At 58.6% G+C, this 19,153-nt stretch carries 17 protein-coding genes; 13 read left to right on the top strand and 4 right to left on the bottom strand.

Going from position 1 to position 19,153, the window contains the following annotated elements:
* The first annotated feature begins 552 nt into the window (after positions 1–552).
* The 3 genes from ACM561_RS11595 to ACM561_RS11585 all read left to right on the top strand — a co-directional run bounded on the left by ACM561_RS11595 (position 553) and on the right by ACM561_RS11585 (position 3,077).
* The gene (locus ACM561_RS11595; protein WP_425909727.1) at positions 553–1,608 is read left to right on the top strand and encodes a glycosyltransferase family 4 protein; all 1,056 of its coding nucleotides are present in this window, start codon (positions 553–555) and stop codon (positions 1,606–1,608) included.
* Positions 1,609–1,638: 30 nt separating this feature from the next.
* Complete coding sequence (locus tag ACM561_RS11590) at positions 1,639–2,328, top strand: methyltransferase domain-containing protein (protein ID WP_425905221.1); 690 nt, start codon at positions 1,639–1,641, stop codon at positions 2,326–2,328.
* A gap of 125 nt (positions 2,329–2,453) precedes the next feature.
* Positions 2,454–3,077, top strand: a complete 624-nt coding sequence (locus ACM561_RS11585) for a hypothetical protein (RefSeq protein ID WP_374708908.1) — start codon at positions 2,454–2,456, stop codon at positions 3,075–3,077.
* A 29-nt stretch (positions 3,078–3,106) separates the two neighbouring features.
* On the opposite strand, the gene ACM561_RS11580 is transcribed toward ACM561_RS11585, so the two are convergent.
* A complete protein-coding gene (locus ACM561_RS11580; RefSeq protein ID WP_425909725.1) occupies positions 3,107–4,771 on the bottom strand; it encodes an aminotransferase class III-fold pyridoxal phosphate-dependent enzyme in 1,665 nt (554 codons plus the stop codon).
* 34 nt (positions 4,772–4,805) lie between these two features.
* Between ACM561_RS11580 and asd the strand changes: the two genes are divergently transcribed.
* Positions 4,806–5,708 carry an archaetidylserine decarboxylase gene (gene asd / locus ACM561_RS11575; protein WP_425905220.1) on the top strand — a complete coding sequence of 301 codons (903 nt, stop codon included), beginning with the start codon at positions 4,806–4,808 and terminating at the stop codon, positions 5,706–5,708.
* A gap of 9 nt (positions 5,709–5,717) precedes the next feature.
* On the opposite strand, the gene ACM561_RS11570 is transcribed toward asd, so the two are convergent.
* Positions 5,718–6,422: a class I SAM-dependent methyltransferase gene (locus tag ACM561_RS11570; protein ID WP_425905218.1), complete on the bottom strand. Its 705-nt coding sequence runs from the start codon at positions 6,420–6,422 to the stop codon at positions 5,718–5,720.
* 505 nt (positions 6,423–6,927) lie between these two features.
* Here ACM561_RS11570 and ACM561_RS11565 point away from each other — a divergent pair.
* From ACM561_RS11565 to ACM561_RS11540, 6 genes are all read left to right on the top strand, one after another.
* Entirely contained in the window at positions 6,928–7,737 is an 810-nt protein-coding gene (locus tag ACM561_RS11565) for a uridine kinase (protein WP_425905216.1), read from the top strand.
* A gap of 12 nt (positions 7,738–7,749) precedes the next feature.
* Positions 7,750–8,583: a molybdenum storage protein subunit alpha gene (locus ACM561_RS11560; protein ID WP_425905215.1), complete on the top strand. Its 834-nt coding sequence runs from the start codon at positions 7,750–7,752 to the stop codon at positions 8,581–8,583.
* A gap of 142 nt (positions 8,584–8,725) precedes the next feature.
* The gene (locus ACM561_RS11555; RefSeq protein ID WP_425905214.1) at positions 8,726–9,517 is read left to right on the top strand and encodes a TOBE domain-containing protein; all 792 of its coding nucleotides are present in this window, start codon (positions 8,726–8,728) and stop codon (positions 9,515–9,517) included.
* Positions 9,518–9,839: 322 nt separating this feature from the next.
* A complete protein-coding gene (locus ACM561_RS11550; protein ID WP_425905213.1) occupies positions 9,840–10,340 on the top strand; it encodes an RNA polymerase sigma factor in 501 nt (166 codons plus the stop codon).
* 111 nt (positions 10,341–10,451) lie between these two features.
* Positions 10,452–11,414 carry a FecR family protein gene (locus tag ACM561_RS11545; protein ID WP_425905211.1) on the top strand — a complete coding sequence of 321 codons (963 nt, stop codon included), beginning with the start codon at positions 10,452–10,454 and terminating at the stop codon, positions 11,412–11,414.
* 112 nt (positions 11,415–11,526) lie between these two features.
* The gene (locus ACM561_RS11540; protein ID WP_425905209.1) at positions 11,527–13,986 is read left to right on the top strand and encodes a TonB-dependent siderophore receptor; all 2,460 of its coding nucleotides are present in this window, start codon (positions 11,527–11,529) and stop codon (positions 13,984–13,986) included.
* 214 nt (positions 13,987–14,200) lie between these two features.
* Here ACM561_RS11540 and ACM561_RS11535 read toward each other — a convergent pair whose 3' ends face one another.
* Entirely contained in the window at positions 14,201–14,416 is a 216-nt protein-coding gene (locus ACM561_RS11535) for a hypothetical protein (protein ID WP_425905208.1), read from the bottom strand.
* 438 nt (positions 14,417–14,854) lie between these two features.
* Between ACM561_RS11535 and ACM561_RS11530 the strand changes: the two genes are divergently transcribed.
* Complete coding sequence (locus ACM561_RS11530) at positions 14,855–15,307, top strand: MaoC family dehydratase (RefSeq protein WP_425905207.1); 453 nt, start codon at positions 14,855–14,857, stop codon at positions 15,305–15,307.
* Positions 15,304–16,221, top strand: a complete 918-nt coding sequence (locus ACM561_RS11525) for an HpcH/HpaI aldolase/citrate lyase family protein (RefSeq protein WP_425909723.1) — start codon at positions 15,304–15,306, stop codon at positions 16,219–16,221. The genes ACM561_RS11530 and ACM561_RS11525 overlap by 4 nt, the downstream gene beginning before the upstream one ends.
* 51 nt (positions 16,222–16,272) lie before the next feature.
* Here the strand turns inward: ACM561_RS11525 and ACM561_RS11520 are convergent, their stop codons facing one another.
* Entirely contained in the window at positions 16,273–17,547 is a 1,275-nt protein-coding gene (locus tag ACM561_RS11520; protein ID WP_425905205.1) for a serine hydrolase domain-containing protein, read from the bottom strand.
* Between the two features lie 226 nt (positions 17,548–17,773).
* Between ACM561_RS11520 and ACM561_RS11515 the strand changes: the two genes are divergently transcribed.
* Positions 17,774–18,994: an NAD(P)/FAD-dependent oxidoreductase gene (locus ACM561_RS11515; RefSeq protein ID WP_425905203.1), complete on the top strand. Its 1,221-nt coding sequence runs from the start codon at positions 17,774–17,776 to the stop codon at positions 18,992–18,994.
* The last annotated feature ends 159 nt before the right edge of the window (positions 18,995–19,153 follow it).

The following is a 19,153-nucleotide window of genomic DNA, read 5'->3' as shown; positions in this document are numbered from 1 at the left end:
CGACCATAAAACACAGGGGCGCCATGAGACAGACCGATGTCGCTTGCACGAAGTGCGGAGCCGGGTTCCGGCGACTAGAGCTGGTGTCGTTGCCCAATCAAGGCGGCGAATTCCGATGCCCGGTCTGTGGTGAGGTTTTGGAAGCCTTCAATGGAGACGAAGCGTTCGTCACCCATCGCCTCACGGTTCCGTCTCAAAAGAAAAGGCCCGGCGCAACCGCTGCACCGGGCAAGTCGGGAGCGGCTGGCCCAAAGGGGTCGGAGGACCTAGCGTCCAAAAAGTGATCTACTGATGATTCGTGACAGCCAGATTTCATGCATGCATAGATCTTTGCTTATCTCGGAACCGTCTCTGCGGCCTTAGATGACCGGTCAAGGTCGCAGGCTCGTCTAAGTTGCAGACCATTAGCGAAAGCTCCGCAAAGCTAATGGCCGTGATGTTCGATAGAATGTCGCATTGGAAGATGCGACCGTCCATTGTCGATGCGTCATACGCTTGAAACATCGTTGGGCGAACGTCGTGGAATTGAGAATCACAAAACTCGAGACCTCGATGCGAATTCTGGTGGCGACCGATGCCTGGCATCCGCAGGTTAACGGCGTAGTCCGCACACTAACGTCGCTGGCCCGCAGCGCGTCGGCGCTTGGAGCTGACATCAAATTTTTGACTCCGGAAGGCTTTCCGTCAGTGCCTCTTCCAACCTATCCAGGGTTGAGAGTAGCCTTACCAAGCCGCGGCGAGATTGCCCGCAGGATAGAAGCGGCGTCACCGGATGCCATTCACATCGCGACCGAGGGACCGGTCGGTTGGATGGTGCGAGACTATTGTTGTCGTCGGAAGCTGGCCTTCACAACTTCATATACAACGCGCTTCCCGGAATACATCGCCGCACGCTCGATCGTCCCGTTGTCGATGAGCTATGCGGTACTCCGTCATTTTCATGCGGCTGCGGCCATGACGATGGTTGCCACTTCCTCGCTCAGGCAGCAATTGACCGCGAGAGGCTTCAAAAAGCTCGGAACCTGGACACGGGGGGTCGATACCGAGTTGTTCACGCCCGATGATGCGTCCGAGCTCGATTTGTCGAGACCTATTTTTATGAGCGTAGGTCGTGTAGCGGTCGAAAAGAACCTTGACGCGTTTCTCTCGCTGAACCTGCCGGGATCCAAGGTAGTGGTCGGCGACGGGCCACAGAAGCCGGAGCTGGAAATCCGGTTTCCGAAAGTCAAGTTCCTGGGCGAGAAGACCGGCCGTGAACTCAGCGCGCACTTGGCCGCGGCTGACGTCTTTGTTTTTCCAAGCCTGACGGACACATTCGGCATTGTGCAACTCGAGGCGCTGGCATGTGGCACTCCTGTCGCTGCATTTCCGGTTACCGGACCGTTGGATGTGATTGCCGATTTTCCGGTTGGTGCATTGGATATGAACTTAAGAAGCGCCTGTATCCGCGCACTCAGGATTTCACGCGAGGCCTGTAGGGATTTTGCCTTGCAACGCTCCTGGGAAAATAGCGCAAGGCAGTTCATCGGAAATCTTAGTGCATTGCAGCCGAGCCGTTCATTGCGACCTCGCGGCCGCCTGATGGCGCCAAGTGCTGCGCAGGGCTAACCAGGCGAGAAAGAGGAAATCGAAATTATCATGGCAGAAATCTTTAAGCTGGATGACGTCGAGCAGCTGGACTTCGACCGTGCGACGGTTGAGCAGGCTTACGATCGTTGGGCTCCGGTTTACGACTTCGTGTTTGGCGGCGTGTTCAGTAAGGGTCGCAAGGCGGCTATTCAGGCAACCAACAGGGTCGGCGGGCGCGTACTTGAGGTTGGCGTCGGCACGGGAATCTCGCTACCGCAATATGCATCCCACCTTCGCATCTTCGGTACCGACATTTCGGAAGCGATGTTGCAAAAGGCGAAACGCAGGGTCAATGATCTCGGTCTAAAGAACGTCGAAGAACTCGCGGTCATGGATGCGGAGAAGCTCGAATTTCCGGATAATTCATTCGACGTGGTGATGGCGCAATATGTTGTGACGGCGGTACCGAACCCGGAAGCAGCCCTTGATGAGTTCGCTCGCGTGCTACGGCCGGGCGGCGAGCTGATAATCCTGACTCGGATCAGCGCCGATGCCGGGGTGCGCCGCTTCATCGAGCGTCGATTGCAACCTGTGGTGCGTCCGCTTGGCTTTCGGACAGCCGAATTCACCTGGTCGCGCTATGCACAATGGCTGGCAGGTGCAGCCGAAATGGGATTGGTGGAGAACCGGCCGATACCGCCGCTCGGCCACTTCTCGCTGCTCCGTATTCGAAAAACCACGACGACAGTCGCCGCCTGATTGAGACGATCGAGGTCCGCGCGAGCGCATCCTCGCGACGCGTCTTGTGACATTTGCATAATGTCATCTTGCGTACATCGAATCCTTGTAAACCGAATAAACCGTATTCTGGACAGAGAATGAATATGAGCTTTCGAGATCAGCTGCGCATTCAACGATGGGATGACCATCGCTTTTACCATCACAGCCGCATCAACCAGAGCCTGCACTTTGTCAGCGCCTTCAGCTTTCTCGTTGCGTATGCCTTGCTATTCGTCGACCCGGTTGCCGCCGCATTGGTCGGCTGGCTGTTCTCTATGACCACGAGGCAGGCGGGTCATTTCTTCTTCGAGCCGAAAGGTTATGACCACGTCAACCAGGCGACTCACGACCACAAGGAGGATATCAAGGTCGGATATAATTTGAATCGGAAGATCGTTCTGATGGCCATCTGGGCGCTTTCGCCGCTGGTTCTCTTCTTCGATCCGACACTGTTTGGTGTCTTTACGCCATGGGCCTCGCCGGCTGATTTCATGCGGCAAGTCGCCAAAATATGGCTCGCAATTGGAATTGGCGGCGTGCTATTTCGAACCGTTCATTTGTTCTTCATTCGCGATGTCGAGACGGGTCTTGTGTGGATGACCAAGATCCTGACTGACCCGTTTAACGATCTCAAACTATACTACAAAGCACCGCTGTATTTGATGAAGGGCGAGTTGATCGATCCAGGCCTTGGACAAGTACAAGTGCGCAAAGCACGCTCGAACTGAAAATGATCCGCACGACGACGGTCGCTGGCTTACCGCGGCCGTCTTCGCGTGATCATCTCCTTCAGGATTTGCCGGCGTACGCTCTTGTTGGTGAGCGAAGGACTGTGCCACCACCAGCCATCCCGCTTCATGTTTTCGGCCGCCGTCACGAAGCGATCGGCGACTACGGAAAAGTCAGCGTCGTTGTAATTCAGGCTGAAGATCAGACGACCGGTACCAACCCAACTCAAGGCGAGCCCTTCGGCCCGCAGATAATATTGAAACATCCAGTTGTAGCGGGACGGCTCAGTATAGTGAACCGTCCAGATCGACGACAGGTTGCTAACCCGCACCGCAAGGCCTCGCGCGCTGAGCAGGTCATTCAGCTGCTTGGCGCGTCCGTTCCAGGTCTCATCAAGGCCGTCATAAATCGACAGGAAGTTCGGATCGGCGAGTCGGCTCAGGAACTCGCCCATCGCCGTCATGACGTAGGGATGCGAATTGAAAGTACCGCGGGCGAAGCAGACATCGGCGGGACGATCGTCGCGGAAGCGTCGCATCAGATCCTTACGACCGCAGACCGCACCTACGGGAAGACCGCCGGCGAGGCTCTTGCCATAGGTCACCATGTCGGCGCTGACGCCGAAATATTCCTGCGCGCCCCCGGCGGCAAGACGGAAGCCAACGAAGATTTCATCGAAGATCAGTACGATGCTCCGCTCGGTGCAGACCTCGCGCAGCCGCTTCAGCCATTCTCCGTAGGCGGCGCGGTCGAACTGGCTTTTGCGAGAGCTGTCGACCAGGGCGGAATCAGCCGGTGCATTGCCGTTGGGATGAAGTGCCTGCAAGGGGTTCACGAGAACGCAGGCGATATCGTGCCGCGTTCTCAGGACATGGAGCGTCCGCTCCGACATGTCGGCAAGAGTATAGGTTTCGTGCGGAGAAATTGGATTGCCCACGCCAGGCTGAACGTCGCCCCACCACCCATGATAAGCTCCGGCGAAGCGAACCAGATGCGATCGGCGCGTATGATAGCGGGCGAGCCGCACTGCCTGCATCACAGCTTCGGTGCCGGACATGTGAAACGAGACTTCGTCAAGACCGGAAATCTCGCAGAGCCGGCGCACATTGTCCGTAATCACGGGATGGTAGGGGCCGAGCACCGGCCCCAACGCATGTGCGCGCTGTTCCGCGGCGGCGATGCAATCCTTGTAGAAGTCGTTGCCGAAGATATTGACGCCGTAGGAGCCGGCCAGGTCGTAGGAGACATTGCCATCGACGTCGGTGACGGTGACGCCGCACGAGGACTGCATGAAGGCGCTGGTCGAAAGATGCTCCCGCACCATCCGGCTGTACTGAAAGGGCACCCGATAGGTCTCGGTGAATCGCAGGTCGGAGATCTGGCTCGACGCCTCTGCGGTCAGTTGTCGACCCTTGGCGTAGCGTTCTTCATAAAGGCGCGCGAGCCGAAAGAAGGCTTCCCGCCTTTGTTTGACGACTTCGCGCGGCGCGCCGTCGGAACCGAAGAAGTCATTGTTATCGAACTCGTAGAACGGCAGCAGCCGGGCAACCGTCTTGGACAACTTGGAATGACCGGTCAGCGAGCGGTGTTTGGCCCGCGAAAGCGCCAACCGGGCGTTCAGTTTGGGAAAGGCAACTGCTGCGCCGGCAACCGCGGCGGCAGACAAGGCCAGAATCGGAAGAGGCAAATCCATGCCGCCAGCGCTATCCAACGCCTCTGACAGGTTCATGACAATGAGAAAACTGATCTCGGGCCTGACCCAGCAGGAGGATTTGAATTTCCTGCTGACCAACCGGATTCCGCGGGCAACCCTAACCTGGTTCATGGGATGGTTTAGCAAGATCGAACAGCCCCTGATCCGGGATCTCTCGATGGCTTGCTGGCGTCTGTTTTCAGACCTCGACCTTAGCGAAGCGCGCAAAACCAGTTTCAAGAGCCTGCATGATTGTTTTACGCGGGAGTTGCGTCCAGGCTTGCGCCCGCCGGATGCCGACCCCGCGATTGTGGTCAGCCCGTGCGATGCCATCATCGGGGCGTTTGGAAATATCGTCGACACGCAGCTTTTTCAGATCAAGGGCGCGCCATATTCGCTACTGGACCTGCTCGGCGATCCGGCACAGGTCGATGCGCACCGAAATGGCCGTTTCATCACCCTGCGGCTGACGTCAAGCATGTATCATCGCTTTCATGCGCCGCATGACTGCCGGATCGATCGCGTGGCCTTCATTCATGGCGACGTATGGAACGTGAACCCGATTGCACTGAAACGGGTCGAGCGGCTGTTCTGCAAGAATGAACGGGCGGTGCTTCAAATGCGGCTGACAACCGGGGAGGCGCTGACCCTGGTGCCGGTGGCAGCGATTCTGGTCGCGAGCATTCGGCTGCATTTCATCGATGCCACCCTCAACGCTCAAACCAGAGGGCCGATGGGTTTTTCCTGCGATGCAAGCGTGCGAAAGGGTGAGGAGCTCGGCTGGTTCGAGCACGGATCAACGATCATTGTGCTGACGCCAGAGGACTTCGAGTTCTGCGGCAACGTGGTGGAATCAGCGCGGATAAAGGCCGGTCAGCCCCTCATGCGAAAGGTTAGGGCAGGTGATCCTTGCCTGCGCGCCGAGCCGCAGGCGTAAGCCATGTCCTCACCGCTTCGCTGATCCCTCGGGAAGCGTCAGTACGGCGTACTGGGTATAATCGCGGAAAAGGCGATCAAAGCGCAAATGGGCTCCGGTATGTTGCGCCATCGCAGTGAGCATTTTCTGCAGTTCGTTGCGCGGCGTCACATCGAACAGCGAAAGCCATCTCAGTAGCAGCGTGCGGGCTAGCGTCGGCATCTGTTCCTGGCTGCCGAAATCGACAATGTGTAAACGGCCGCCGGGCTTTAAGCGGCTCACAGCTCTCTCAAGCGCTCGACGCCAGTTTGGTATCATCGACAGGCTGTAGCAGATAAGCACGTGATCGAACCGCTCGGTACCAAACAAGGGATGCGGCTCTAACGCGGTAGCATCGCCGTGCGCGACTCGAATCCGATCTTCCAGACCGTGTCGCGAAATACTCGAGATCGCCGATGTCAGCATCTCCGTTGAAACATCGATTCCGAAAAATCTTGCCTGAGGGTACATGCCTGCGGCTAAAACTAGATTCCTGCCGGTCCCGCATCCGATCTCCAGAATGGCCGCGCCTGCCTCAGGCCGCAGATCGGCGATTAGCTGGTCACGTCCGAGAAGGTAGTATCGCCGCGTTGAGTCGTAAAAGTGCCTTTGCCTCCGATACATTCGGTTCATGCGGCGGGTTGCTTCGACAGGCCACGAGGCACCTGCGACCATATCGGGGGAATGTGCGAACATCCATGCGCCCTCTCTCTGGTTAGCAGCGCACTCATGGAATATGTGCGCGACAGGGATATGACGAGCCAAGCGATCGTCGCCCGCGCAGATCCACGAGGGTCAGCGTCTCGCGCTGATCTGGGTACCGGGATGACCGTAATCCCGGAAAGGCTCACAATCATTTTGTGAAGGATGTGAGTGGGCGATCCTGCCACTCGCATCTCATTATTGAGCTTGGCGTTCTTTATCGAAGTGGTGGGGAGATCGACATGCAGGTCCGTTCGCATAGACCGACATGATTGCCGAGCTCGAATTTCAAGTGATGCCGCTATCACCTACATATACATAACGCATTGAAAATAAACAAGTTATCGTCTTTAGTCGGGTTGACATGTGTTCCGCGACACACCACTGTTTTCGGCGGACGGAGACTGCCGGATCATCTCTGGGATATCGCTGAAGGCAGACCTGCGCCCCGAATGACGGCTTCGATCAGATGGTCGTCGCAAAACGAAAGGAAGCCCCAATGGCCACCACTGCGGAACTTGAGCAGCTGCTCACGCAGCGCTCGCTGACCGACGCGCAACTTCTAACGGCTGCGGATGCATCGGCGGATTTTCGGATTTTGCCTGACGCGACGGTTCTCAAGATCGGCGGACAGAGCGTGATCGATCGCGGTCGCGCGGCGGTCTATCCGCTCGTGGACGAGATCGTCGCTGCCCGCAAGAAACACAAGCTGCTGATCGGTACGGGTGCAGGAACCCGGGCCCGGCATCTTTACTCGATCGCGGCAGGGCTCGGCTTGCCGGCGGGCGTGCTCACGCAACTCGGGGCCTCGGTTGCCGGTCAGAACGCTGTGATGCTGGGACAGCTGCTCGCGAAGCACGGGATCTCGGCGGTCGATGGCGCCGGGCTTTCGGCTGTGCCGCTTTACCTTGCAGAGGTGAACGGCGTCGTCTTCAGCGGCATGCCGCCTTATGGCCTGTGGACGCGTCCCGCCGCCGAGGGCGTCATTCCTCCCTACCGAACCGACGCTGGATGCTTCCTCCTCGCTGAACAGTTCGGGTGCAAGGCGATGATCTTCGTGAAGGACGAAGACGGCCTCTACACCGCAAACCCGAAAACCTCGAAAGGCGCCACCCTGATTTCAAAGATCTCGGTCGCTGAAATGAAGGCCAAGGGGCTGCAGGACTCGATCCTCGAATTCCGCATGCTCGATCTGCTCGCCTCGGCACGCCACGTTCGTCAGGTGCAGGTTGTGAATGGCCTTGTCCCCGGCAACCTGACCCGTGCGCTTGCTGGCGAGCACGTCGGCACCATCATCACCGCGAGTTGAAAGGGACACGTCATGGCCAACACAACTGACACCATCAAGCACGTCGCCTCGCCGCTCGCGCGCCAGACCCTGCTCGACGGCGAACTTACCACTCCCGTCGCCGGCAAGCGGCCGATCCGGCTGCTGCCGTGGCTGCAAGTGGTGAAGATCGGAGGCCGCTCCATCATGGATCGCGGCCGCGACGCGATCCTTCCGATCGTGGACGAGATCCGAAAGCTTTTGCCTGAACACCGTCTACTGATCCTGACCGGTGCCGGAATCCGCGCGCGCCATGTCTATGGCGTTGGCCTCGATCTCGGCCTTCCGGTCGGGTCGCTGGCCCCGCTTGCTGCGAGCGAAGCCGGCCAGAACGGCCACATTCTCGCCTCGCTCCTCGCTCCGGAAGGCGTCTCCTATATCGAGCACCCGACCATCGCGAGCCAGTTGGCGATTCACCTCACCGCGGCCCGCGCCGTGGTCGGAAGCGCCTTTCCTCCGTATCACCATCACGAGTTTCCAGGCTCTCGTATTCCGCAGCACCGGGCGGATACCGGCGCGTTTCTGCTAGCCGATGCGCTGGGTGCGGCCGGCCTCACGATCGTGGAGGATGTCGACGGGGTGTCTACTGCGGACCCCAACGGCTCCGAAGGAAAGACGGCGAAATTGCTTCGCGAGATGAGCGTCGCCGATCTTGCAAAGTTCAAGGGCACGTTGCCGGTCGATACGGCTTTGGCTGAGGTCATGGCGACTGCGCGTCATATCGAGCGCGTGCAGGTTGTGAATGGCCTTGTACCGGGACGGCTCACCGCCGCTTTGCGTGGCGAGCACGTTGGCACGATCATTCATACTGGCACGCATAAGGTCTGAGCTTCGTTCCAGATTATCGATCTGGTATCGGAAAAACGGGTCGGAGCAATCGCTCCGGCCCGTTTTGCATTTGCAGATTCGGCTTCGCTCCCGGTGCAATACGCGTTATATATATCGAATATATAACGCGGGGCAGGGCGTGATGGCGATTGAAGCGCTGGTCACCTTGAAGGGCGAGAACGTTCCAGCGGTCGGGCGGGAGCGGTTGAGGTTACTCGAGGCGGTTGCGCGCGAGGGCAGCATTTCAGCTGGGGCACGGGCGGTCGGCATCACCTACAAAGCCGCATGGGACGGTCTCGATGTGATGGCCAACCTTTTTGGCAAGCCGTTGCTTGTCGGGCGCGCTGGCGGTCGCGCCGGCGGCGGAGCGACGCTGACGGCGACTGGCCACTCTGTCATCGAGGCGTTCAGAAGAATGGAAGCGGAGATGGCCCGCGTCTTGCGAACGATCGAACCTGAGCTCGCCGAGGCCGGCGTTTCTCCATTGGATCTTGTCTCGGGATTTCTTATGAAGACCAGCGCACGCAACGCGATCCGCGGCAGCATCATCAATATCGTGTCCGATACGCTGAGTGCCGAAGTCGAAATTTCGGTCTCGCCCCAAACGACGATCTATTCGCTTATCACGCACGCCAGCATGGAAGAGTTGGGACTATGCTCGGGCCGGCCGGTGACCCTGCTGATCAAGGCACCATTCGTTGCTATTGCTACAGGTAAAACAGCGCCGAAGACATCCGCACGCAATTGCATCAGTGGGATCGTCAGCCGATGCGAGACATCCACCGTGAGCGCCGAGATCGTCCTCGACATCGGTGCAGGCAAGACGCTTGCGTCCAGCGTCACTGCGCAAAGTGCCAAATCGCTTCGCCTCTCTCCAGGAAAGCCCGCATTCGCCCTTTTCGATGCCGCGCACGTTATCATCGCCATCAACTGACATGAGTCGTTTTGCATTTGGGCTGATCGCGAACAGTCTATCCGCCGGCTTCCTGGATCAAAAATATATCGAGTTGTGCGCCGGTAAGGGAAAAAGCGAATCTACAAAGTCGGGAAGTTTGACATCGCCGCTCCGTCTTGCCGCCGTTGCAGAAATGCAACGACGCTGATCTTTTGTCCTGAATTCGACTGCTATTCCATAATATTAGAAGTAATCCAAAGTATATGAGATTGCGAGGAAATTTCCGCCCTCCTAGAAAATGGCGCAGCGGTTGCAAGCAGGAAGGTGCCCCCGCGCATCCTTGCGGCCGAGGGGCTGACCCGTGGCCTTTGATATTCAAGATCTGTTTCGGCGGCATAGTGAGGAGCTGAGGCGCTTCCTGCGGCGGCGGGGTGCGACCGCCGAAACCGCCGCCGATCTCACTCAGGAGACTTTCCTGAGGCTCCTGACCGCGACGCCGGTCGCGCCAATCGATAACGTGCAGGCCTATATTTTCCGGACCGCGAACAATCTCTCGATTGATCTCGCGCGCAGGCAGCGGCTGATGCCGCTCGTCGACAGTAGTGACGATGTCCTTAAGCATATTGTCGACGAATCGCCATCCGCGGAGCGCGTGCTGCTGTCGCGCCAGGAGTTGGTGCTCTTGCAGGCAGCTCTCAATCAAATTCCGGAGCGGGCGCGGGAGGTGTTCCTGGCACGTCTCGAAGGAGATACATTCGCCCAGATTGGCCGGACCATGGGCATTTCGCCGCAATCGGCGTTCAGCCAGATGCTCAAGGTCATGATGCATCTCAAGTTGGCGCTCGATCGGACGCACGAATAATTTTCTGTGCGCGTGAGATATCTCGCTCTCCAAATCGTCTCCAGATAATAAGAGCGCTATAGTTCAGCCGGTCCTGGGTCGTGTCCCAGGCCTGCCAAAGGAGCGTGTCTGATGGGGCCGGATCCCAGTTGGACCGACGACAATGATTTCGGCGGGAGTCTCGATCCGATATCGCAGGAGGCCGTGACGTGGTTCGCGACCGTGCATGCTGACGAGGTGACGAAGGCTAATCAGGTCGCTTTCCGCGCCTGGCTGCGACGGGACGAGCGCCATCGCGCCGCCTATGCGGAGGTCGAACGCCTGTGGTCGGGAGCCGCAGAACTTCCGATCGTCCAGGCGCGCCGTCGCGCAAGACAGATGGCCATCACGCGCCGGACCCTCGGCAAAGGCGTGCTCGCTGCTATGGTCGGTGGAGGCGGCTGGGTCGCCTACCGACAGCATCCATTCGCGGACTATCGCACGGGCGCCGGTGAACGCCGGACGGTAACCCTCGCCGACAATTCGACCGTGGAAATGGCCGGCGCGACAGCCTTGTCTGCCGATTTCAGTTCGCACCTTCGCCTAGTCACGTTGCATCAAGGCGAGGCTTTCTTCTCGGTTGCGCCCGAGACATCCCGCCCTTTCGTGGTTGAGGCGGCGGCGGGCCGCACGATGGCTGCCGGAACCTCATTCAATGTGGACTATATCTCCGACGACGACGTGCGTGTTACTGTCGCCCGGCACGCTGTAAACATTCGCGTCGGCGCAGAAAACGCGCGGTTGGACGCGGGATCGCAGCTCACATATGACCGCGACAGCATCGGCGTCCCTCAGAGCATTGATCCGGCCTCGGAGCTTGGCTGGCGCGACGGCCGCTTGATCTTTCTTTCGCAGCCGTTCGGACGGGTTATCGCCTCACTCAATCGCTGGCGGCGGGGCAGGCTGATGGTAATGGGAGCGGCCTTGGCGGCCCGTCCAGTCACGCTGATCATCGACCTCGAGAAATCAGGGAATATTCTCGCCACGCTTGAGGAGGCCCTTCCGATCCAGGTCGTCAATGTGACCCCCTATCTGACCCTTGTATTCGATGCCTGACGCCGCTCAGAAAAAAAGTTCGCGTCCAATCGGATAATCGCAAGTCTGCTTCGTCTAACCCTGTGGGGACATCGGCATCATGCCGGCGTTAATCTGATGACGGAGCGCGACGATGGCGGGGCGGACTATTTCGAGGGTCAAGGCGACCAGGCTGATGACTTTGCTTGGGTCGTCGTCGATCGCCGTCCTGCTGCTGACATCTCCGTCCGCATTTGCGCAGACCGCGCCTGCACCCGCTGCGGGCACCATGCAACGGTCGATCACTTTCGCCATCCCGCCGCAGTCTTTGTCAACCGGCATCGTGGCCTTCTCGCGCGCCGCCGGCGTCGATCTCGTATTCGATGGCGCGGTGCCGAGCGGAGCGCGAACGCCGGGCGTCTCGGGTACGCTCACCGTGCGCGAGGGCGTCAACCAATTGCTGGCCGGCACCGGACTGACCGCGCGGCTCACCGGCGCCCGCACGGTCCAGATCGTTAATCCTTCATCGGCTGGCGCTAGCGTTGGCGCGATGCCGGCCGGCGCGGTTGCGCTCGACACGATCGACGTGCAGGGGGAGAACCCATTGGGCCCTGTTAACGGTTATGTCGCCAATCAGAGCATGACCGGCACCAAGACCAACACCCCGATCATAGAGACGCCGCAGTCCATATCGGTGATCGGCAGGGAGCAGATTCGGGATCAGAACATCAACGCCAAGTTCGACGAAACGCTGCGCTACACGGCCGGTGTTTTCGGGGGCACGGCCGGCAGCGATCCGCGCAACGACTGGTTTCAAATTCGCGGATTCCAAGTGCAGGAACAAAGCACGTTTCTGGACAGTTTGCAGCTGACGTCCATGTCTTTCGCTACCTGGAAAATCCAGCCGTTCGGTCTGGATCGCGTCGAGGTTCTGCGCGGCCCCTCAGCCATCCTTTACGGCGGGTCCGGCCCTGGCGGCATCGTGAACGCCGTCAGCAGGTTCGCTGGCGAAGAGCCAACTCGCTATATCGAGGCAGGCGTCAACAATTTCGGCAATGCCTACACCCAGTTCGATGTCGGTGGTCCTCTAAATGCAGGAAACGATGGAAAACTCTTTTATCGGATAGTCGGTCAGATCCGGGGCGGAGGCACGCAGGTCAATTTCATCAACGACGATAATTATTTCCTCCAGCCGTCGATGACATGGATGCCGGACATCGATACGCGACTGACGATCTACGCTCAGGCGTCACACAGCGTGACGCGCGGTCTGAACTTCCTTCCCTATGAAGGTACGGTGGTGAACGCTCCATTCGGTCGGATACCTACCAATCTCTTCGCCAGCGAACCAAGCATGGATAGGCAACGCCGCGATCAGGCGATGGTAGGTTATCAATTTGAGAAGCATCTATCGGAAAACGTGACGTTCCGTCAGAATGCCCGTTATGGGTATGTGGACCTTTATAACGCGACGATGTTCGGACTTGGATATGAAAATGGAGATCCCGCCACCGCAAGTCTCGCTCGAGGTAATTTTTTGGTGCGCAGCAAAGCAAGCCAGGCCAACATGGACAGTCAGCTCGAATCCCGATTCGAAACAGGCCCGGTGTCCCATAAGGTTCTCGGCGGGTTCAACTTAAAACGCTTCACCCTCGATGATATGCAGGGCTTTGGAGATGGCGCGCCCATAAGTCTGATCAATCCTGTCTATACTCCGACCGCACCATTTAGCGATGCGCCATATCGCGATGCGCATGTAACTCAGAACCAGGTCGCACTCTATCTTCAGGATCAGATCAAGTTCGATCGCCTGACGCTCGTCCTGTCGGGCCGCAACGATTGGGTTGGCACAATCGATAACGATCTTGCCAGGTCGTATCAGACCCGAGAGGACAGCAAGTTTTCCGGTCGCGGTGGCATTATTTATAATTTTGACTTCGGCCTGGCTCCTTACGCTTCGTATGCAACCAGTTACAATCCGATCATCGGCATCAATGGCGCCACCGGAAATATCTTCCTGCCGCAAACGGCCGTGCAATCTGAAGTTGGATTGAAATATCAACCGACGGGGCTTAACGCACGTTTCGGTGTGGCGCTATTCGATCTGAAACGCAGAAACGCGCTGACGACCGATCCGAACAACCCGCAACTGCAGATTCAAAACGGCGAGGTCACGTCCCGCGGCCTTGAACTGGAGGCCGTTGCCAACATCACGCGCGATTTCAAGATCACGGCCAGCTATACCAATTTCAATTTCTTTGTGAGCAGGGACCTGGACACATCGCTGTTGGGAACAACGCCGGTCGGCACTCCGCGTGAACTCGCGTCGCTGTGGACTGACTACACCTTCCGCGAAGGGGCGCTAAGCGGCTTTGGCCTGGGAGGCGGCGTCCGATACGTTGGATCGTCTTTTGCGAATGCTGCGAATACTCTTACCGTGCCGGCCGTGGTCCTTGGTGATCTGGCGGTTCATTATGAATGGGACAACTGGCGGGCCGCAGTTAACTTCATCAACGTCGCCGACACGATCTACGTCGCGACATGCTCGAGTTCGGACTCGTGCTTCTACGGCGACCGGCGGCGTATCACGGGAAGCCTTTCGTACAAGTGGTAGCAGACAGACGATCGCCAGAAGCTGGACTTCTTGTCCGAAAACCCGGCAGCAGGTCACGAGAGTCCTTCACCGCTTCACGGAAACGGTGAGGCTCCATCTTTTGATCTGATGCGTTTTCATCACGCGAACCGGTATCCATCCTCGGGTCAGACCCGAGGACATGCTTCGCCGAAACGCAATAATAACACCAGCCGAGAGTGAAGGTTTCCAGCGATTATCGTTCCACAGCTGGCGGGTTGATCGTGCGTTTGACCCACTGACCAAGGACATATGACACCACGAATATGGCCGTGGCGATCAACGCGATCGTTAAATCCGCCGTCTCGCCTTTAAGCGCCTTGGCCAGAATGTAGACGCCGGCGAGCCCGACTCCGAAGACAGAGAGCGAAGCGACTTCGGCGATGAATTTCCGGGTCAGTTTTGTTTCCATGGGGATAGACTCTGGATTTGTGAGAACAATGCGGAATTGCCATCGCGCAGGGGCATCCGATCGGGCACCCCGATATAGAGCCTTTCCGCTCCTTACGGAATCAGAAGCAGGGCTCTATGATTTTGATTTGACGCGTTTTCTTCATGCGAACCGGTAACCACTTCGCTCGAAAACGCTATAGAACATCGCCGATAAAATATCGACGCCATTCTGGTTCGCAATCTCAATAGCAATGAAATGAGCCTGGCATGGCAGGTTCACCTGCATCTATCCGTTTGATCGCGTCTTAATCGCCGGTCCGCTTACCTCTCGTCCCCGGCGAAGCCATAAGCCCGACTCATTGCAGCCGGTGGTAGCGGATGGCAAACTCCAGGCCAGCCGCAATGTGGATTCCGCTTGGTCGCGCGTTCAAATCCGACGGCGGGAGAGGAGAGCTGAATGGCCGGACTGTATTTCGAGCAGTTTTCCGTCGGGCAGAGGTTCGTTCACGAAATTCGGCGAACCGTCACCGACATGGATAATGTTCTGTTTTCCTCGCTCACCTGCAATCCGGCCGCGATGCACATTGATCACGAATATGCCAAGTCGACTGAATTCGGTAAACCTCTGATCAATTCCATCTTTACGCTGGGTCTCATCATTGGCCTTTCGGTGCAGGACACGACTCTCGGAACCACGGTCGCAAACCTTGGTATGGAGGAAACCAGGTTTCCGCGTCCGGTATTCGCGGGCGATACGTTGCGCGCGGAATCGAAAGTGGCTTCGGTTCGCGCCAGCAAGTCGCGTCCAACGCAGGGTATCGTCACTTTCGAGCATCGCGGATACAACCAGCGAGATGAGGAGGTGGTGTTTTGCCGCCGCAACGCGCTGATGATGCGGAGGCCGGCATGAAGTGGCGCTCGCTCCTTTTCGTCCCGGCCGACAGCGATCGCAAGTTCACGCGGGCCGACACCTGCGGCGCGGATGCGCTTGTCCTTGATCTGGAAGACTCTGTCGCACCCGGCCGCAAGGCGCTTGCGCGTGACGCAGTGAAGAGCTTTCTCGGCGCGACTGCTCGAGATTGGACGTTTCTGGTGCGGGTCAACGCGCTCGGAACGGGCCTGACGCTGGCTGATCTTGCTGCTGTCGTCCGCCCCGGGCTGGACGGCATCCTGATTCCGAAGGTCAACGGCATTCAAGACGTCGAGCAGATCTCGCACTATGTCGATGTTCTGGAGGTGGCCGCGGGCATTCCGCCAGGGCATGTGAAGCTGCTGGCTATCGCCACCGAGACGCCTGCTGCGATGCTTGGATTTGCCGGCTATGTCAGGCGGAATCCAGGTGCGAGCGCAAGGCTTGCGGCCATGACATGGGGCGCTGAAGACCTCAGCACCGCGCTTGGCGCGCTGACCAATAAAGAGCCGAATGGCGATTGGACGTCTCCTTATCAGATTGCGCGTGCCCAATGCCTTTTTGCGGCTAACGCGGCTGGCGTTCTTGCGCTTGAGACGCTGTACAGTGATTTCAAGGATCAGGCGGGCCTCGCTGAGAGTTGCCGTGTCGCTCGCCGTGACGGATTCGTCGGGCGACTCGCGATCCATCCGGACCAGGTTGCCACGATCAACGCCTGCTTCACTCCATCCGAAGCCGATCTGGCACACGCTCGCCGCGTCGTCGCTGCCTTCGCCAGTCAACCTGATGCCGGCGTGGTGGGTATCGAGGGCAAGATGTATGACATTCCGCACCTGATCGCGGCGAAGCGGGCATTGGCCTCGGTCGGCGAGGCCGTCGACGATCCAAGCGTTAAGACTCGCAATCGTATTTGACGGTGTCTCTTCTAGCTTATCTGGAATGCTGACGCGGGGATGATTGCAGCGTCAAAGATTGGCGTCGGTAATGGCGGCGTACACCATGGTGCGAAGTTCTCGGCGGATCGGATACGCCGTCGAGGGTATCACCTGCGTCATGAAGATAGTGATCAGGTCTTCCGCTGGGTCGATCCAGAACGAGGTCGTCGCAGCGCCGCCCCAGCCGTATTCACCGGGGCTCCCGGCTATTAGCGTCTTTGCAGGGTCCATGGTGACGGAGAAGCCGAGGCCGAAGCCGATGCCGGCGTAGGTTGTTTCCGCAAACATCGATCGCGACATGTCCGGCAGATCGCGGTTGCCGGGCAGGTGATTGGTCGTCATCAGCGCCAGCGTTTTCGGCCCGATCAGCCTGACGCCGCCGCGTTCGCCGCCGTTGAGCAGCGCCTGGCAGAACGTGAGATAGTCGGCAGCCGTCGAGCACAGGCCGCCGCCTCCCGAGATGAAGCTGGGCAGCGAGAGAAAAGGGCTCTTGGCGGGATCATCCTGCAGCGTCAGTCCGCCCTTCGTATCCAGCGACTGAGCCGATATCATGCCGCTGACCGTCGTATTGTAGCAGGCCGCGAGTCGTTGTGCCTTGTCGGCCGGCACGAAGAAGTCGGTGTCGGCCATTCCCAACGGATTAAAAATGCGCTCTTTCAGGAATTGTTCGAAGGAAATGCTGCTGATCTTGCCCACGAGGTAGCCGATCACGTCCGTGGAGACCGAGTAATTCCAGGCCTCGCCCGGCGAGAATTCCAGCGGAATGTCAGCAAGGCTTGCGATCATCGAATCGAGCGTGCCCGCAGGGTCGAGCGTGCCGATCTGCTTGTCGCGATACGCCGCGTCGACGTTGGTTCGCTGCTGGAAACCGTAAGTTAGCCCGGATGTATGACGGAGCAAGTCAATGATCTGCATGGGCCGCGTCGGCGGTTTGGTCATGAAGGCAGGCGCGGTGCCCGCCTGAAACACGCCAAGGTTCTTCCACTCGGGAATATACTTGTGAACCGGCTCGTCGAGCGCAACGAGGCCTTGCTCCACCAACATCATAAATGCGACCGACGTGATCGGCTTGGTCATGGAATAGATGCGGAAGATGGTGTTGTCCTTCAGCGCCACCCGGCGTTCGAGATCGGCAAAGCCCTGCACAGAACTGTGCACGAGGCTGCCGCGGCGATACACCATCAGCTGCGTGCCCGGAAACCGGCCGGCATCGATATATCGCCGCCTCAGATGGTCATCGACGCGCTTGAGCGCGGCGCCGGACATCCCTGAACCTTCGGGAGAGCTGGGATTGAGGGCTGTCATCTGGGATTACTCCGGGGCAGGGGGCAAATTGGATAGCTCACGGCGTTCTACGGACGCAATGTGTCGCATTATCCGATCGTTTGCGAACCGCGGACCCGTGAGGAGTGGCAATCTGTGGCGGGTTCGTGCAAGAAAACGGCGCGGAGCGAAGCTCGCGGCAGAAAGAGAACACTTTGGAGGCGATATGACGGACGTTCAGATCATTCCAAGCTGGTCGGTTTGACGAATGGTAGAAGCACCGATTCTGATCGTCGGCGCCGGCCATGCCGGCTTTCAATTAGCGGCGTCGTTGCGTCAGGCCGGGTACGAGGGACCCGTCAGCCTCATCAATGACGAGCCGCATCTGCCCTATCAGCGGCCTCCGCTCTCGAAAGCCTATCTGAAAGGCGGCGGCGGTCCTGATAAGGTGATGTTCAGGCCAGAGAAATTCTATCACGATCAGCGCATTGAGCTGATCTCCGATCGCGTCGTCGCCATCGACCGCAGCGCGCTTCAACTCGTCTGCGCCTCCGGTGCTTCTCGCGTTTACAAACACCTTGTGCTGGCAACGGGCGCGCGCAACCGCCTGCTCGACATCCCCAATGCCGGTCTGAAGGATGTCCTCTATCTCCGATCGCTCGACGAAAGTGAGATGCTGCGGCAGCTCTTTCCCACTAGGCGGCGAGTGGTGGTTGTCGGGGCGGGCTTTATCGGTCTCGAATTCGCGGCGACCGCGCGGGCGAAGGGCCTCGAGGTCGATGTCGTGGAGCTTGCGCCTCGCGTGATGGCGCGTGCGGTCACGTCGGAGATTTCGGAGTTCTTTCAGCGCCGTCACAGCGAGGCAGGGATTCGGATTCATTTCGGAGTGCAGGCGACGAGCATCACCAGCGACGAAGGTCGTGTGACAGGCGTTACTCTGAGCGACGGCAGGCCGATCGCAGCCGATCTCGTGGTCGTCGGCGTTGGCGTTTTGCCCAACGTTGAACTGGCGGCAGAGGCGGATCTTCCGGTGGCCTCCGGCATCATTGTCGATGAGCACCTGCTCACGGCCGATCCTAATATTTCAGCGATCGGCGATTGTGCGCTGTTTAAGAGCGTGCGTTTCGGTGCGCCGCTGCGGCTCGAATCCGTGCAGAATGCGGCCGATCAGGCCCGCTGCGTGGCGGCGCGGCTGACCGGTGACATGAAGAGCTATGATGGTTTTCCGTGGTTCTGGAGCGATCAGGGACCTGACAAGCTGCAGATCGCGGGCCTGACCACCGGCTACGATCAAGTCGTCGTGCGTGGCGACGCCGGGCAGGGGTCGTTCTCCGCGTTCTGTTACAAGGACGGCCGCCTGATCGGAATCGAATCGGTCAACCGTGCATCGGATCACGTCTTCGGCCGCCGCTTTCTGGCTGTGAACGGTTCGATCCCGCCGGAGCAGGCTGCCGATCCTGCTTTCGATCTGAAGCGGGCGCTTGCTTGAAATTCTGCCGACAAGGGGACATCGCCTGTCCCATGGGCAGGCTCGATAACCGGAGCGTCCATTGAACCATCGTACATTCATGTGCGGCGGCGATACTTTTATACAGCCTTTAATCTGAGCGACGGATGTTATCGTTGGACTGCGTGACTATACTGTTCA

This window comes from Nitrobacter sp. TKz-YC02, from assembly GCF_049852135.1.
In the GTDB taxonomy this organism is placed as follows: Bacteria; Pseudomonadota; Alphaproteobacteria; order Rhizobiales; family Xanthobacteraceae; genus Nitrobacter; species Nitrobacter vulgaris.
The sequence above is the reverse complement of the archived record's forward strand: the minus strand, read 5'-3'. Positions and strand labels throughout refer to the sequence as shown.

What these genes read in the sequence shown, in the direction of transcription:
- ACM561_RS11520 (WP_425905205.1), bottom strand. Translation starts at nt 17,547, where the DNA reads ATGACAGCCCTCAATCCCAGCTCTCCCGAAGGTTCAGGGATGTCCGGC.
- ACM561_RS11585 (WP_374708908.1), top strand. Translation starts at nt 2,454, where the DNA reads ATGAGCTTTCGAGATCAGCTGCGCATTCAACGATGGGATGACCATCGC.
- ACM561_RS11570 (WP_425905218.1), bottom strand. Translation starts at nt 6,422, where the DNA reads ATGTTCGCACATTCCCCCGATATGGTCGCAGGTGCCTCGTGGCCTGTC.
- ACM561_RS11535 (WP_425905208.1), bottom strand. Translation starts at nt 14,416, where the DNA reads ATGGAAACAAAACTGACCCGGAAATTCATCGCCGAAGTCGCTTCGCTC.
- ACM561_RS11565 (WP_425905216.1), top strand. Translation starts at nt 6,928, where the DNA reads ATGGCCACCACTGCGGAACTTGAGCAGCTGCTCACGCAGCGCTCGCTG.
- ACM561_RS11525 (WP_425909723.1), top strand. Translation starts at nt 15,304, where the DNA reads ATGAAGTGGCGCTCGCTCCTTTTCGTCCCGGCCGACAGCGATCGCAAG.
- ACM561_RS11545 (WP_425905211.1), top strand. Translation starts at nt 10,452, where the DNA reads ATGGGGCCGGATCCCAGTTGGACCGACGACAATGATTTCGGCGGGAGT.
- ACM561_RS11595 (WP_425909727.1), top strand. Translation starts at nt 553, where the DNA reads ATGCGAATTCTGGTGGCGACCGATGCCTGGCATCCGCAGGTTAACGGC.
- ACM561_RS11580 (WP_425909725.1), bottom strand. Translation starts at nt 4,771, where the DNA reads ATGGATTTGCCTCTTCCGATTCTGGCCTTGTCTGCCGCCGCGGTTGCC.
- ACM561_RS11590 (WP_425905221.1), top strand. Translation starts at nt 1,639, where the DNA reads ATGGCAGAAATCTTTAAGCTGGATGACGTCGAGCAGCTGGACTTCGAC.
- ACM561_RS11560 (WP_425905215.1), top strand. Translation starts at nt 7,750, where the DNA reads ATGGCCAACACAACTGACACCATCAAGCACGTCGCCTCGCCGCTCGCG.
- ACM561_RS11540 (WP_425905209.1), top strand. Translation starts at nt 11,527, where the DNA reads ATGGCGGGGCGGACTATTTCGAGGGTCAAGGCGACCAGGCTGATGACT.
- ACM561_RS11515 (WP_425905203.1), top strand. Translation starts at nt 17,774, where the DNA reads ATGGTAGAAGCACCGATTCTGATCGTCGGCGCCGGCCATGCCGGCTTT.
- asd (WP_425905220.1), top strand. Translation starts at nt 4,806, where the DNA reads ATGACAATGAGAAAACTGATCTCGGGCCTGACCCAGCAGGAGGATTTG.
- ACM561_RS11530 (WP_425905207.1), top strand. Translation starts at nt 14,855, where the DNA reads ATGGCCGGACTGTATTTCGAGCAGTTTTCCGTCGGGCAGAGGTTCGTT.
- ACM561_RS11555 (WP_425905214.1), top strand. Translation starts at nt 8,726, where the DNA reads ATGGCGATTGAAGCGCTGGTCACCTTGAAGGGCGAGAACGTTCCAGCG.